We start from the raw sequence: 13,923 nt of genomic DNA, 5'->3' as shown, positions 1-13,923 counted from the left end.
GATGTGACCTATCTGCCGGACCCGGACATCGACGGCCACTGGTGGCCCCATCCGGCGCTCGGGGCCGGGTGGTGGGAGCAGCTGCCAGAGGAGGAACTACCCGATCTGGTGCATCTCCACTTCGGTTTCGACCATCTCAGCCCGGCTCAGACGGTGGCTTTCACGCAGGCGCTGCGCCGCCGTGGGGTGCCGCTGGTGGTCACCGTCCATGACCTGGACAACCCCCATCTGGTGGACCAGCAGGAGCACCACGAGAAAGTCCGCCTGCTTGTCGACGCCGCCGCGGCCCACCTCACCCTCACCGGGAAGGCCGCCCGCCGTCTCCCCGCCGGCACGGAGGTGATCCCGCATCCCCGGGTGGTCACGGATCCGCCGCCGGGGACCGGCCGCGGGGAGGCGGTGGGGGTCTTCCTCAAATCGCTGCGCAGCAACGTCATCGCCGACCCCGTCTTCTACCGCATTCTCGGCCGCGCCGTGTACCGCGCGCTGGGCCGTCCGCTGCGGATCCATCTCCACGAGAACTCGGCGGCGGCGAACATCATCCACGCGCTGGGGAAGGATCAGGCAGCCGGGCACCTGGAACTGTGGGTCCACTCACCGATGGCCGACCCCACCCTCCACGCTGCCGTCGCCGCCTGCCGCACCGTGCTGCTGCCCTACCAGCGGGGGTCCCACTCCGGCTGGCTGGAGATGTGCCGGGACCTCGGGGTCACAGTGGCGGTGCCGGACTGCGGCATGTACGAGGGGCAGGCGGATGACCCGCGCGGTGTCGAGAAGTGCCGCACCGGTGACCCGCTCGATGCCGCGCGCGCCCTGATCACGCTGTATGAACGGGGGCCGGTGCCCTACGCCGGGGACCGGGTGGAACAGCTCCGCCAGATCCGGGCGGCCCACCGGGGGCTCTACCGGAAGGTGGTGGGTCGATGAACCCCGCCCGGGGCGGGCGGCGGATCACCCTGATCGCGCCGGCGCGCCATCCCATCCGTGAGCCCTATGCGGGTGGGATGGAGGCCTTCTGTCACACCCTGGTCCGCGCGGTCCGCGCCTCCGCGCAGGCCCGCGCGGTCATCCTGCCGCAGGAACGCCCCTTCGCCGAACAGCGGGCCACCGCCTCGCTTCTCGACACCGCCGGCCTCGCCGTCGTCGCCCATGACTTCCCCGGACCCGGGGCCTGGCCGGGCCTGCTGGGACAGGCGCAATCGTTGGACAGCAACTGGCACCGGTGGCAGACTGCCGGTGCGGCCTCTCGTGCGGCCTCTCGTGCGGCCGAAGTGATCCGGAAGGTGACTGAGCTGTGAATACCCCAGTGACTGTGGTGACTCTCTCTGATGCCCGCAGACTGCGGCATGTCTCCCGGCAGGCGGCGGCGCTCCCACCCGGCGTGCGACACCTTGTTGTCGCGCTCGGCGACGCTGATGTTCTCGCCGAGGCCCTGCCCGATTCCGAGGTTCTCGGCCTGGGGGAGTTCTCCCTCGCCGGTGCCCGGAACTTCGGCGGGGACGTCGCCGCCAAGGTCGATCCCGGCGGGGAGGGGATGATCGTATTCCTCGACGCGGACTGCCTGCCCGGCCCGGACCTCCTGGACCAGTACCGGCTGGCGCTCGACGCCCACCCCGAGGCTGTCGTCGCAGGTCCGGTCACCTACCTGCGGGACGGCGACACCCGCACCAACCGGCCCGACCCCCACCCAGGGCGCCCGAACCCCCCGGCCGGCACGCTGCTGTTCGCCGACGGCCACGACTACAAGCTCTTCTGGTCCCTGTCCTTCGCGGTGACCACCGCCCTGTGGCGGCATATCCGCCGCACCTTCGGCGGCTTCGACAAGAGCTACACCGGCTACGGGGCGGAGGACACCGACTTCGGCCAGCATCTGCGTGCCCGCCGGATTCCACTGGTGTGGGTCGGCGGGGCCCACGCATACCACCAGTGGCACCCGGTCTCCGATCCGCCGTGGGAGCACTTCCATGACATCCTGCGCAATGCCGAGACCTTCCACGAGATCTGGGGCTTCTGGCCCATGACCGGCTGGCTGGAGAAATTCGCCGACGAAGGGGCGCTGGAGTACCGCGACGGCAGGTGGGTCGCGGTCAGCCAGAAACTGGCTAAGGCTCCATATCCAGCGGGTGTGTTCCGACCCGACCGGCCTCACCCTCGTCCAGTGCAGTGATCGCGGACATCTCGTCCTCGCTGAGTTCGAAGCCGAAGACGTCGATGTTCTCCCGGATGCGTTCCCGGCGGGAGGAACGCGGGATGAGGATCACCCCGTTCTGCAGGTGCCAGCGGATGACCACCTGCGCCGGGGTGACGCCGTGGGTCTCGGCGGTGTCGACAACCTCCGGCTGCTCGAGTACATCGTTGCGGCCCTGACCCAGCGGGGCCCAGGCCTCCACCTTGATGCCGTGGACCCGGGCGGCGTCAATGTCCTTCCACGGTTGGAACGCCGGGTGCAGCTCGATCTGGTTGAGCACCGGGGTGACCCGGGAGGTCATCTCCAGCCGGTCGATGTGCTCGGGCAGGAAATTCGCCACACCGATTGAGGGGGTCAGGCCCTTGTCCCGGAGCTCGACGAGCTGTTGCCAGGCCTCGACGTAGCGGTTCTGCGCCGGGCACGGCCAGTGGATGAGGTAGAGATCCAGCCGGTCCAGCCCGAGGCGTTCCAGGGACTCGCTGCACGCGGTCTCCGCATCACCGTGGCGGTCGTTCCACAGCTTCGTGGTGATGTACAACTCGTCCCGCGGGATTCCGGAGGCCGCGAGCGCCTTCCCGACACCCTCCTCGTTGCCGTAGATGGCGGCGGTGTCGAAGTGCCGGTAGCCGGCCTCCAGCGCCGTGGAGACCACGCGTTCGGTGTCCTCCGGCGGAATCTGAAACACGCCGAACCCCAGCTGGGGGATCGACGTGTTGTCATTGAGCGTGATGGTGGGAATCTGCGGTGCCATAACACCGCATGGTACGCCTAAAAATCGAAGTCGAAGCCGTCGAAGAAGCCGCCACCGTCGTCGCCACCGCCACCGAAGAGGCCTCCGCCGTCACCGCCGAAGAAACCACCGCCGTCGCCGGCGTCACCCATGTCACCACCCATGTCCTCGCCACCCATGTCGCCGCCCATGTCCTCGCCACCGGCGGCCAGCCCTTCCTCGTAGCCCTCGCCGTAGCCGGACTCCCAGGCGTTGGCGCCGTAGCCGACACCGGCCATGCCCGAGAACATCGCGGAGAACATCATCATTGACGCCGCGGTCCACATGCCGGTGGCCATGGCATCCGCCCACCACGGTCGGGAGTACCAGCCGGCCGGTACCGGGCGACCTGCGACGTTGCCGCCGGGGTAGTAGTTCGGTGTCTCGTCGGTGGCCACCGGGGAGGCGGTCAGGGTCTGACCATCCTGCTCGATGGTGCGGCGTTCGGTGACCTTGCCGGCGTTGCGCTGGCCTTCCAGCAGCGGCAGCTCCGGCCCCGGTGTCATGCCCATGATCTCGCGGGCGGCATTCATGTAGTGCAGCCCCTCGAGTGCGGATTCGCGGGCCAGCTCCGCCTGCTTGACCGTCGTCGCCTGGGAGATGGCGGAGGCTGCGGCGTTGTAGCGTTCGGAGGCGTCGGCGATGGCCTGGGTGGAGGCGGCGTCGCTGCCTGCGATGGTCAGCACCTGAGAGCCGAGGCGCTCGATCCAGCGGCGGGCCTCGGCCTGGGCGTCGGCGAGTTTCGTGGCCTCGAGGTCGGCGGTCTTCTGCTTGTTGGAGCGGTTCATGAAATAGGCGGCGCCGCCGCCGATGATCAGCAGGAGGAGAAGGAGTTCCACTGGGTCAAGTCACTTCCGTACGCGGTCAGATGGTGTGGTGTGCAGTCTTATTGTCACTCAGTTCAACGTACCTGGCAGGCATTAAGTTCCGGATTTTCGGAATGCCGGGGGGATGCGCTACACTGATCCGGCACAAGCAGGGGAATGTCGTATAGTGGCTAATACCTCAGCCTTCCAAGCTGAAGACGCGGGTTCGATTCCCGTCATTCCCTCCACGTGATGTCCTGCCGCATGGTTTCCGACCATGCCGCAGGACATCTTTTTTGGTGGAGCCAGCGCGGGGGATGGCCCGGCCCGGGGCGCGGCGGAAGGTCGACACAAACCCTTATCGGACCCCCAATGTCGGACCCTGTTTGATGCGGTCGGTAGAATGTCCTTCACACCTACGGGGCGTGGCGCAGCTTGGTAGCGCACCTGCTTTGGGAGCAGGGGGTCGCAGGTTCAAATCCTGTCGCCCCGACGTAGGGTCCGGCGCAAGCCGGTTCCAGATGAACTGTTATTCAATGTGAAACCAGGAGAGTCACTCGTGAAGAGTTCCGTCGAGAAGCTGAGCGACACCCGTGTAAAGCTCACAGTCAACGTTCCTTTCGGGGAGCTGAAGACTGAGATTGACCAGGCGTACACGGCACTCGCCCAGCAGGTGTCCATTCCGGGTTTCCGTAAGGGCAAGGCCCCGCGCCAGCTCATCGACGCCCGCTTCGGCCGTGGCCCGATCCTCGAGCAGGTCGTCAACGACATGCTCCCGACCCGCTACCAGCAGGCCATCGAGGAGAACGAGATCGTCGCCATCGGCCAGCCGAGCGTCGACATCACCAAGATCGAGGACAACGACTTCGTCGAGTTCACCGCCGAGGTCGACGTCCGCCCCGAGATCGAGGTCCCGGACTTCTCCGGCATCGAGGTCACCGTCCCGGCCATCGAGGTTGACGACGCCGCCGTGGACGAGGAGATCGACAAGCTGCGCGGCCGTTTCGGCGAGCTCAAGGACACCAAGCGCAAGCTGAAGACCGGCGACTTCGCCATCATCGACCTCAAGGCCACCGTTGACGGCGAGATCGTCGAGGAGGCCAGCACCGAGGGCCTGTCCTACGAGATCGGCCAGGGTGACCTGATTGACGGCCTGGACACCGCCCTGCGCGGCATGAAGACCGACGAGGACAACGAGTTCACCACCAAGATCGTCTCCGGTGAGCACGCGGACAAGGAAGCCACCGTTTCCGTCCGCGTCCAGCAGACCAAGGAGCGCAAGCTCCCCGAGTTCGACGACGAGTTCGCCCAGCTCGCCTCCGAGTTCGACACCGCTGAGGAGCTCCGCGAGGCCACCAAGGCTCAGGTCGAGGAGTCCAAGAAGTCCGAGCAGGCCGCAGCCATCCGCGACGAGGTTCTCAAGGCCGCCCTGGCCAAGACCGAGTTCGCGCTGCCGGAGTCCGTCGTCGACGAGCAGGTCCACCAGCAGCTCCACCAGCTGCTCGGCCAGATGGCCCACGACGAGACCGCACTGGAGCAGGTCCTCAAGGCGCAGGGTCTGACCCGCGAGGAGTTCGACGCCCAGTCCCGCCAGGACTCCGAGGAGGCTGTCCGCACCCAGCTGTTCCTGGACACCCTCGCCGAGCAGGAGGCCCCGGAGGTCTCCCAGCAGGAGCTCACCGACCACATCCTGTTCACCGCGCAGTCCTACGGCATGGACCCGAACCAGTTCATCGGCCAGCTGCAGCAGTCCGGCCAGATCGCGAACCTGTTCGCTGACGTCCGCCGCGGCAAGGCCCTGGCCGCCGCCATCTGCCGCGTCTCTGTCAAGGACGAGGCCGGCAATGAGATCGACCCCGCCCAGTACTTCGGCGAGGAAGAGGAGCCGGCCGCTGAGGCCGAGACCGCCGAGGCAGAGGCCTAAACCTCACCTCTCCGCAGAACATCAGACGCCCCGACCAGTGCACGCTGGCCGGGGCGATCTGTCTGTCCGGGCCACCTGCTTCCCGGCGCCCTCCGCGCCACGTGGGGGTGGCCCCGGATAACCTGGGGGCTGCTGTGGACGTCACCGAAACCGGGTGGCGACGCTGTCAGCGAACAGAAGGGCGATCCGGAGTGAAGCGCTAGTACCCTGGGAGCCATCGACATTTCAGAGACACAGGAGTTTGACTGACATGACTGATCAGATCCGGATGACGTCCCCGGGAGCGGGCATGAACCTCGGCGACTCGGTGTATGAGCGACTGCTGCGTGAACGCATCGTCTTCCTCGGCCAGCAGGTCGACGACGAGATCGCGAACAAGATCTGCGCCCAGATCCTGCTGCTGTCGGCGGAGGACCCGACCCGGGACATCTCGCTCTACATCAACTCTCCGGGTGGCTCCGTCACCGCAGGTATGGCCATCTACGACACGATGAAGTACTCCCCGTGCGACATCGCCACCTACGGCATGGGCCTGGCCGCCTCCATGGGTCAGTTCCTGCTCTCCGGCGGCACCAGGGGCAAGCGTTACGCACTGCCCCATGCACGCATCATGATGCACCAGCCCTCCGCCGGTGTCGGCGGCACCGCGGCGGACATCGCGATCCAGGCCGAGCAGTTCGCCCAGACCAAGCGCGAGATGGCCGAGCTCATCGCTGAGCACACCGGCCAGACCTTCGAGCAGATCACCATTGACTCCGACCGTGACCGCTGGTTCACCGCCCAGCAGGCGAAGGAGTACGGCCTCGTCGACCACGTGATCAGCCACGCTGAGGGCCCGATCAGCAACTAGGGAATATGAGAGAAGAAATGATGAACAACGGATTCCAGATGCCCCAGTCGCGTTACGTTCTGCCGAGCTTCATCGAGCAGTCCGCCTACGGGACCAAGGAGACCAACCCGTACGCGAAGCTCTTCGAGGAGCGCATCATCTTCCTGGGTACCCAGGTCGACGACACCTCCGCCAACGACATCATGGCGCAGCTGCTCGTGCTCGAGGGCCTCGACCCTGACCGCGACATCACCATGTACATCAACAGCCCCGGCGGTTCCTTCACCGCGCTGATGGCGATCTACGACACGATGCAGTACGTCCGCCCCGACGTCCAGACCGTCTGCCTCGGCCAGGCCGCCTCCGCCGCCGCCGTGCTGCTGGCCGCCGGTGCCCCGGGCAAGCGCGCCGCACTGCCGAACGCTCGCGTGCTCATCCACCAGCCCGCCACCCAGGGCACGCAGGGCCAGGTCTCCGACCTGGAGATCCAGGCCGCCGAGATCGAGCGCATGCGCCGCCTCATGGAGGAGACCCTGTCGCGCCACACCGGTAAGACCGCGGAACAGGTCCGCATCGACACCGACCGTGACAAGATCCTCACCGCCGATGAGGCCAAGGAATACGGCATCATCGACACGGTCTTCGACTACCGCAAGCTCAACGCGTAAGTCGCCTGAACACATGAAAGAGGGGCCCCACCGAGATATCTCGGTGGGGCCCCTCTTTCATGTGTTTGCGACGGGGCGTGGTTAGGCGTAGGTCAACCGGCCATAAGCGCCGGCAGGAAAGTGACCAGAACAGGGAAAGCGCACAGGATCAGGATGACCACGAGATCGGAGATGATCCAGGGGATTGCCGCCCGGTAGAGCGTCATCATGGGGATCCAGGAGGCGGTGGACTTCATCACGAACAGGCCCATACCGAACGGCGGGGAGATGTTGCCGATCTGCAGGGTCACCAGCACGATGATGGAGAACCAGACCGGGTCCCAGCCGAACTGCAGCGCGATCGGCATCAGCAGCGGGGCGGTGATCAGCATGATCGACGCCTGGTCGATGAAACAGCTCAGCAGCACGAGCAGGAACACGATGAGCAGCAGCATGACCGCACTGTTGGCGATGCTCGAGGAGACCCAGGCGACCAGCCCGGTGGTCGCCCCCATGTAGGCCATGATCTGTGAGTAGAGCGTGGAAGCCATCACCAGGATGAAGATGGTGCCGGTGATCCGGACACTGCTCTTGCCCGCCGACATGAGATCGTGGACGGAGAAACGTCCGGCGGCGAAGGCGATGATGATCGAGGCGATGGCGCCGAAGGCGGCGGCCTCGGTGGGGGTGGCGATACCGGCGAAGATGATCACCAGGACGGAGAGCGCCAGGAGCCCCGGCAGCAGCAGGTTCTTGACGATCCCGCGGAAGGTCTCCGCCAGGGGACGGTGCGACTCCTCGCTGAGCCGCGGAGGGTCACCCTTCTTCCGGCTGTGCCAGAGGACGAGTGCCACATAGCCGATTGCCATCATGACGCCCGGCACGATTCCCGCGATGAGCAGAGGACCGATGGAGACGTTGGCGACGCCGCCCCAGAGGATCGCCAGGGCACTCGGCGGGAAGACCATGGCCAGACCACCTGCGGCGAGGATGGAACCGGCCGAGATGTGCGTGCTGTAGCCGGCCTGTTTCATCTGCGGCAGCAGGGTACGGCTCAGCAGCGCGGTGTTGGCCAGGGAGGATCCGGACAACAGACCGAAGGCGCTGCCGCCGGCGATGGCGACCATCGGCAGTCTCCCCGGCACACGGTGCAGCATCTTCGAGATCTCCACGATGGCGTCCTGCGCGATCCGGGAGCGGAACAGCACTTCACCCATGAGGATGAACAGCGGAATCGCCGTGAAGGTGAAACTGTTGACCGAGCTGATCACGCTCAGGCTGAGCAGCCGGGAGGTTGTCTCGATGTCGCCGAAGATGAGCAGGGAGGAGACGATGCCCACCCCGAAGATGCCGAAGGCGACCGGGATCCGCAGGAGGAGGACGGCGATGAGCGCCAGGATGTAGATGGGCAGGAAGATGTACCACTCCATGGTTTATGCCCCTTCCGGATTGTTGGATTCCACGCCTGCGGTCCCCTCGGAACCCTCCGTGCCGTTGTTTCCCCGGGACCGGAGCAGCTGGACCAGGAAGAGGATGGTGGCATGGAGAAGAACGGCGAAGCTGAGGAAGACGACGAACGACAGCAGGTAACGCGGCATGGACAGCTCACCCGCCATGGTGGTCTTGGTGTTCCAGTCGTAGATCAGCAGTTCCAGCGAACTGAAGGCGAGGAACAGGGAGACGACCACCTGGACGACCGCCCCCAGCACAGTGGCGGCGCGCACCAGCCCCGGCTTGTTGAACATGTCCACGATCTCGACCTTGAAGTTGTCGTCTGCCGCCGTGGCGGCGGGGACAACCAGGGCGGTGATCACGACCATGGCGATCGCGGAGATCTCGACCGCCCCCAGCACCCCGTTGCCGCTGAAGCGCATCAGGACGGTCACCGTCACGAAGAGCGTGAGGATGAGCAGCAACAGGCCGGCGAGCCACTCGAGGGACTTCTCGGGCCACCAGAGACGCGTGGAGAGTTCGGTTGTCTCATTGGCGGAGTCCGGCAGACGCTCCAGAGCGTCCGAGGCGGAGTCCTTCATCGGCGAGGGATCTTGATCTGCGGTGTTCATCGTGCCTCCTCGAGAAGTTCGGTGGTGTCGGAGATGAACGCACCGGAGGGAACGCGGTCGAAATCGAGCTCGTCTTCAGGGGTGCGGTAGGCGTCACGGAGCTGGGCTGCGGCGGGGGAGGTCTCCAGGATCCGCTCCCAGTCGAGGTTGTCCCAGCTGTCGAAATAGGCCAGCTCCAGAAGCTCCCGGGCGTCCTCATCGGACAGGCGCGTCTCCTGCACGCCGGCGTCATGCCACTGCTGGGTCTCCTCGATCGTCTGCGACAGGTAGTGGGCGAAGATGTCCGGCTCGACCTCGGCGATCGTGTCCACCAGCGCCTGCCGGGTCCGTTCATCTAGGTCATCCCAGGAGCGTTCATTCATGACGATGTTGGCCACGGATTCGTAGAACCGTGGAGCGAGGTCATAGGAGACGACTCCTTCCAACCCCAGGCTGGAGGGGCCGACCGAGGCCCAGGTGGCGCCGGATACCACGTTGCGCTCCAGTGCCGTGTAAACCTCGCTGCCCGGCAGGTCCACGGGCACACCGTTCATGGCGCGGACGATGTCTGAGGTCGCCGATGAGGTGCGGTAGGAATCGCCGTGCAGTTCAAGGCCCGTGATCTCATCCCGGGACAGGATCACCTGGGGCATGCCGGCCACGGCGCGACCGAGATACTTGACGTCGAGCTGGTCCCGGTGGATCTCGTCGTAGATCTCCACCACGCCGTTCTCGCGCTCCTCCATCGGGGTGTAGGGGGTGAAGCGGGCCAGCTCCATGGCCGGAATCTGGTCGACGTAGTAATCGCCGGGCATGACGCCGATATCGAATACACCGGCGGCAACTCCCTCGATGAGGAGGTTCGGAGCCATGACCTCGGGTCCGCCCTTGAAATCGATGGTGATCCAGGGAGCGTTCTCCTCGAGTTTCTCCACGAACATCCAGAGGCCCTCATTATTGGAGTGGTTCCGCGCGAATCCGCTCGCCAGCGTGATCACGACCTCTTCTTCGCTGTTCGCATTCTGATCTTCGGCAGCGGGTGTGCAGCCGGCCAGAATAAGTGGAACAGCGAGAATCGCCAAGAATCTTCTCGCCGATCTCTTCAGCATGTAGCCCCTCCTGTGATTAATGCCGCTTAGCGGCTATTAGTGTGATGGGGGTTATGTTATGGGCTGGAGATCTTAGTGAATATAGGGAGTTTCCTTAGCTTTGACCTGGCATTTTGTCGATGTGCGGCGGAATTGGTAGTGCTGCGGTCCATATCCCGCACGGAAGGGGAAGCGCAATAAAGATCCCTGTATTCGGCACTGTCGCATTCCGGGAAATAAAAAAGGCCGAGATGCATCTCGGCCTTTTCGGGAATGGGTCGGCTATTTGAACAGCACAGACTGGGTGGGGTAACTTCCCGCGAAATTATCGGGGAGATCGCTGATGAACACGTTCTCCGTCCGGGTCCGGGTGATCAGCCACTTCCCGTTCTCCTTCCGGAAGGCGTTGAACAGCCGGCTGGAACGAAGCAGTGCCTTGCCGTCGGAGAAGAGCCAGGGCTGCATGTGGATCCAGGTCCCTTCCGCGGTGTCGCCGTCGACGAAGATCTGCTCGGAGGTGAGGTAGTGGGCGTTGAGGATCAGCTTCGGGTCCTGGTCCTCCGGCCAGAAGCGGTTGAAGTGTGCCCGGATCGCGTCCTTGCCCTCGGCCCGGCCGAACTGACCGGTGTAGTACTCGCCGACGCCCTCCCAGACGGCGTCCTCCGTGTACAGCTCCAGGACCAGCTCAATGCGCTCCTGGTCGTCCACCGGCGGCCAGGTGGGGCAGGGGGTGTCGCACAGCATCATGTAGCGGGCCTGGATCCGGCGGATGTCGGCCTCCGCCTCCAGCTTCTCGATGCGGGCGACAAGTGCTTCAGTGGTCTCGTTCATGGTGTTCTCTCTCTGCTTCGGGGGATCAGTTCTGTTCGATCTGGCGGACGACGTTCAGGCACTGGGCGATCCAGTCCTTGACGAGGAATCCGGGGACGTGCTGGGGAAGCTGGCCGATGCGCAGCGTCATGGTGTACTCGCCGCCCGGATCCTTCGCGGGGAAGACGATCGAACCGACGTTGTAGCGTTCGTCGTCGAGGATCTCCCGGTGCTCGTAGTCGACGGTGGTGCTGCCGATCATCTCGTGGATGGCACGCTCCTCCGCCGGGGTCAGCCGGGCCTTGCGGTACTCGTTGCTGGCACGGATCATCTGCTCGTAGGCGGCGCTGCCCTCCTCCGGCAGGTGGGCGACGAGGTAGCCGTGCTCCTTGACCAGCTCGAGGCGGCGGCGGTGGGTGGCCTTGATCTCCTCGGAGGGATCCTTGAGTTTGTTCATCCACCGCTCCTGGATCTCCGGAGACTTGTCGAACATGTAGGTGTCGCCGATCGGGGGAACGATGGGCAGTCTGGTGGCGAAACTCCGCTCCGGGGAGGTGCCCGGGGACATGGAGTGGTAGACCGTGGCGAATTCGTCCTCGCTCACGGCGGCGAAGACGGAGACCTCGCAACGCAGGGTCCGCGCCAGCTTCTCCAGTTCGGTGCCCGCGCTGTGCGCCGCGTGGATGGCCGGCAGGATCTCATGACTGAGCCGGGCGATCAGGGAGGTGCCCACGAAACTGCCGTACCCGCCCTGGAAGAAGAGCAGCGGGGAGACCGGGTTGGTGACCTCCATGTCGTGCACCCGGCAGAGGGCGATCCAGTGGTCGCCGGCCTCCACGATGTCGGCGAGGGAGGTGTCGATCCAGGCGATCGAGTTCTTGAGGATGGGGTCCCCGGAGGGGGACAGGTACCAGTCCACACCGTCGAGCTTGTTCTCCCAGCGTCGGGCGATGCTCAGCATCTCGGCCTGCTGTTCACCTCCCACGATGTTGATGCACAGGGAGGAGCACTCCCGCATGCGGGCGAAGGTCTTGGAGGTCTTCATGGGCATGAAGGAGACCAGGGGAGGGTCGAGGGAGACGGAGGCGAAGGTGCCGACCACCATGGCGAGCAGCTCACCGTCGTCGGCACGTCCGGTGACCACGGCGACGCCGGTGGGGTAGTGCCCCATCACGTCGCGGAAGACTCTGGGTTCGAATTCCTTGGAGACGGTTGTGTTGGACATGATGTCAGTAACTCCTGGGGTGTCTTAGTTCCGGGACGGGTTGTCGTCCATGAGGTTGCGGAGGCGCTGGACGGTCTTCTCCGGGCGGAGGAAGAGTACGCACAGGGCGCCGCCGATGATGAGGAAGATGCCGGTGATGAGGAAGGCGCTGTGGACCCCGGTGGTCATGGCGGTGACCATCTCGGGGGAAGGGGCCACTCCCTTGGGCGGGGCGACGTAGCCGGCGCGGGACATCAGCTGTCCGACCAGCATCGGCGAGACGATGGCCCCGGTGGCGGCCAGGCCGCCGAGGGTGGCCATGACGATGGGGCGCTGGCGCACGCCGACGCAGAAGCTGACGGCGGTGGCGGACATCGGGTACACCAGGCTGCAACCTCCGGCGAGGGCGAGGAAGAACACCGAGAGGTACCCCGTGGTCACGGTGACCAGCAGGAAGAAGATGCCGGCCGCCAGCGTGGACAGTCCGAAGAGGGAGGCGATGGCGAGGTGGGCGGTCTTCCCGCGCTGCATCAGACGGTGGCCCACCGCCCCGAGGAGGAGCAGGACCAGTGCCCCGATGACCCACGGGAAGGTGGTGACGACGCCGACCTGGGGCAGCGAGAGCCCGACGACGGTCGAGAGGTACTGGGGCAGCCAGGTGGTGAGGAATCCCTGCACGAAGAAATTGGAGGCGGCGCCGACGAGGGCGGCCAGGAAGGAGAGGCTGAGCAGGACCCGCCAGATCGGGAAGGCCGGCTGGTCGTCGACGGATGGGGTGGCAGCCTCAGTCTCGGCCTCGGCTTCACCGGCCTCCGCGACATCGGGGGTCTTCCCGGTCTGCTGCTTCTTCGCCAGGTAGGGGCCGCTGCCGCCCCAGCAGATCCAGGCGATGCACCAGACGAGTCCCACGAGGCCGAGGGCACCGAAGGCCCAGCGCCAGCCCCACGTGCTGATGACCAGGGCCAGGGCGGGGGCGGCGATGACCGGACCCATCGTGGATCCGATCGCGATCAGGTTGGAGGGCAGGGCACGGGCGGAGGGGGCGAACCAGGTGTGGGCGGAGGTCAGGGACATCGCTGTCGCCGGGCCTTCGGCGCCGCCCAGGATGATCCTGGTGGCCAGGAGCATCGCAGCGCCGCCACCGAGCAGCATCGGAAACTGCACCACCGCCCAGACGATGCCGAGGCTCAGCACGATCCAGTGGACGGAGACCCTGGATGCGATCACCCCGGTCAGGATGGAGACGATCGAGTAGAGGAAGAAGAATGCGCTGCCGATGAAACCGAACTGCGTGGGCGTCAGGCCAAGTTCGGCCATCGCATCCGGTGCCACGAGGCCGAGGACGGCCTTGTCGGCGAAGGCGATGATCTGGAAGACGACGAGCAGAGCGACGACGGTCCACGCCCGTCGGTTGGTCCGGCGGTCGGAGCGGGTCGGGGTGGCGGGGGTCTGTGATGCTTGTCGGGTCCCACTCCGGGGGGTCGTGCGAAGTGCCACGGTGCCTCCATTTCGAAGATTGGCTGGTGGGAAAGGCAGGTCGGGGGCGCTGTGAAGCAGCGGTGGCTTCACGCTATGAGTGACCTTCCTTACAGCGGTACTGGGGAAACCTTTAGTCC

Annotated in this window: 14 protein-coding genes and 2 tRNA genes; 8 read left to right on the top strand and 8 right to left on the bottom strand. The window is 65.6% G+C overall.

Annotation, left to right across the window (positions count from 1 at the left end; all coding sequences use genetic code 11):
* Positions 1 to 3 precede the first annotated feature (3 nt).
* Genes EAH68_RS08120 through EAH68_RS08110 form a run of 3 tightly spaced genes read left to right on the top strand, consistent with a single transcriptional unit; the run spans position 4 to position 2,167 of the window.
* A complete protein-coding gene (locus EAH68_RS08120) occupies positions 4 to 927 on the top strand; it encodes a glycosyltransferase family 1 protein (protein WP_241228362.1) in 924 nt (307 codons plus the stop codon).
* Positions 924 to 1,298, top strand: coding sequence for a hypothetical protein (locus EAH68_RS14825; protein WP_206436383.1), 375 nt, complete (start codon positions 924 to 926; stop codon positions 1,296 to 1,298). Before EAH68_RS08120 ends, EAH68_RS14825 begins: the two co-directional genes overlap by 4 nt.
* Entirely contained in the window at positions 1,295 to 2,167 is an 873-nt protein-coding gene (locus EAH68_RS08110; RefSeq protein ID WP_126120830.1) for a glycosyltransferase family 2 protein, read from the top strand. Before EAH68_RS14825 ends, EAH68_RS08110 begins: the two co-directional genes overlap by 4 nt.
* On the opposite strand, the gene EAH68_RS08105 is transcribed toward EAH68_RS08110, so the two are convergent.
* Positions 2,103 to 2,939 carry an aldo/keto reductase gene (locus EAH68_RS08105; RefSeq protein WP_126120829.1) on the bottom strand — a complete coding sequence of 279 codons (837 nt, stop codon included), beginning with the start codon at positions 2,937 to 2,939 and terminating at the stop codon, positions 2,103 to 2,105. The two genes, EAH68_RS08110 and EAH68_RS08105, sit on opposite strands and share 65 nt — an antisense overlap.
* Before the next feature lie 17 nt (positions 2,940 to 2,956).
* The gene (locus EAH68_RS08100) at positions 2,957 to 3,745 is read right to left on the bottom strand and encodes a DUF1542 domain-containing protein (protein ID WP_241228380.1); all 789 of its coding nucleotides are present in this window, start codon (positions 3,743 to 3,745) and stop codon (positions 2,957 to 2,959) included.
* Positions 3,746 to 3,936: 191 nt separating this feature from the next.
* Between EAH68_RS08100 and EAH68_RS08095 the strand changes: the two genes are divergently transcribed.
* The 5 genes from EAH68_RS08095 to EAH68_RS08075 all read left to right on the top strand — a co-directional run bounded on the left by EAH68_RS08095 (position 3,937) and on the right by EAH68_RS08075 (position 7,184).
* Positions 3,937 to 4,011, top strand: a tRNA-Gly gene (locus tag EAH68_RS08095).
* A gap of 171 nt (positions 4,012 to 4,182) precedes the next feature.
* Positions 4,183 to 4,256: transfer RNA gene (locus EAH68_RS08090), tRNA-Pro, on the top strand.
* A gap of 66 nt (positions 4,257 to 4,322) precedes the next feature.
* Positions 4,323 to 5,687, top strand: a complete 1,365-nt coding sequence (gene tig / locus EAH68_RS08085; RefSeq protein ID WP_126120827.1) for a trigger factor — start codon at positions 4,323 to 4,325, stop codon at positions 5,685 to 5,687.
* A gap of 250 nt (positions 5,688 to 5,937) precedes the next feature.
* Positions 5,938 to 6,537 carry an ATP-dependent Clp protease proteolytic subunit gene (locus EAH68_RS08080; RefSeq protein WP_126120826.1) on the top strand — a complete coding sequence of 200 codons (600 nt, stop codon included), beginning with the start codon at positions 5,938 to 5,940 and terminating at the stop codon, positions 6,535 to 6,537.
* Positions 6,538 to 6,557: 20 nt separating this feature from the next.
* On the top strand, positions 6,558 to 7,184 hold the full coding sequence (locus EAH68_RS08075; protein ID WP_126120928.1) for an ATP-dependent Clp protease proteolytic subunit: 627 nt from the start codon (positions 6,558 to 6,560) through the stop codon (positions 7,182 to 7,184).
* Between the two features lie 92 nt (positions 7,185 to 7,276).
* On the opposite strand, the gene EAH68_RS08070 is transcribed toward EAH68_RS08075, so the two are convergent.
* The 6 genes from EAH68_RS08070 to EAH68_RS08045 form a co-directional block, all read right to left on the bottom strand.
* Complete coding sequence (locus EAH68_RS08070) at positions 7,277 to 8,593, bottom strand: TRAP transporter large permease (RefSeq protein ID WP_126120825.1); 1,317 nt, start codon at positions 8,591 to 8,593, stop codon at positions 7,277 to 7,279.
* Between the two features lie 3 nt (positions 8,594 to 8,596).
* A complete protein-coding gene (locus tag EAH68_RS08065; RefSeq protein ID WP_241228361.1) occupies positions 8,597 to 9,226 on the bottom strand; it encodes a TRAP transporter small permease in 630 nt (209 codons plus the stop codon).
* Positions 9,223 to 10,203 (bottom strand): TRAP transporter substrate-binding protein DctP, encoded by a 981-nt coding sequence (dctP, locus tag EAH68_RS08060; protein ID WP_241228360.1) that lies wholly within the window; start codon positions 10,201 to 10,203, stop codon positions 9,223 to 9,225. Before dctP ends, EAH68_RS08065 begins: the two co-directional genes overlap by 4 nt.
* Before the next feature lie 372 nt (positions 10,204 to 10,575).
* Positions 10,576 to 11,124, bottom strand: a complete 549-nt coding sequence (locus EAH68_RS08055; protein ID WP_126120823.1) for a nuclear transport factor 2 family protein — start codon at positions 11,122 to 11,124, stop codon at positions 10,576 to 10,578.
* Positions 11,125 to 11,149: 25 nt separating this feature from the next.
* Positions 11,150 to 12,331: a flavin reductase family protein gene (locus tag EAH68_RS08050; protein ID WP_126120822.1), complete on the bottom strand. Its 1,182-nt coding sequence runs from the start codon at positions 12,329 to 12,331 to the stop codon at positions 11,150 to 11,152.
* A gap of 21 nt (positions 12,332 to 12,352) precedes the next feature.
* Positions 12,353 to 13,693, bottom strand: coding sequence for an MFS transporter (locus EAH68_RS08045; protein ID WP_241228379.1), 1,341 nt, complete (start codon positions 13,691 to 13,693; stop codon positions 12,353 to 12,355).
* Positions 13,694 to 13,923: the final 230 nt, after the last annotated feature.

Origin of the sequence: Corynebacterium hylobatis (assembly GCF_003955685.1) — a bacterium.
Taxonomy (GTDB): domain Bacteria; phylum Actinomycetota; class Actinomycetes; order Mycobacteriales; family Mycobacteriaceae; genus Corynebacterium; species Corynebacterium hylobatis.
The sequence above is the reverse complement of the archived record's forward strand: the minus strand, read 5'-3'. Positions and strand labels throughout refer to the sequence as shown.

Excerpts from the sequence above, each read along its gene's own strand:
- EAH68_RS14825 (WP_206436383.1), top strand. The coding sequence starts at position 924 with ATGAACCCCGCCCGGGGCGGGCGGCGGATCACCCTGATCGCGCCGGCG.
- EAH68_RS08105 (WP_126120829.1), bottom strand. The coding sequence starts at position 2,939 with ATGGCACCGCAGATTCCCACCATCACGCTCAATGACAACACGTCGATC.
- EAH68_RS08100 (WP_241228380.1), bottom strand. The coding sequence starts at position 3,745 with ATGAACCGCTCCAACAAGCAGAAGACCGCCGACCTCGAGGCCACGAAA.
- EAH68_RS08080 (WP_126120826.1), top strand. The coding sequence starts at position 5,938 with ATGACTGATCAGATCCGGATGACGTCCCCGGGAGCGGGCATGAACCTC.
- EAH68_RS08075 (WP_126120928.1), top strand. The coding sequence starts at position 6,558 with ATGAACAACGGATTCCAGATGCCCCAGTCGCGTTACGTTCTGCCGAGC.
- EAH68_RS08070 (WP_126120825.1), bottom strand. The coding sequence starts at position 8,593 with ATGGAGTGGTACATCTTCCTGCCCATCTACATCCTGGCGCTCATCGCC.
- EAH68_RS08065 (WP_241228361.1), bottom strand. The coding sequence starts at position 9,226 with ATGAACACCGCAGATCAAGATCCCTCGCCGATGAAGGACTCCGCCTCG.
- EAH68_RS08055 (WP_126120823.1), bottom strand. The coding sequence starts at position 11,124 with ATGAACGAGACCACTGAAGCACTTGTCGCCCGCATCGAGAAGCTGGAG.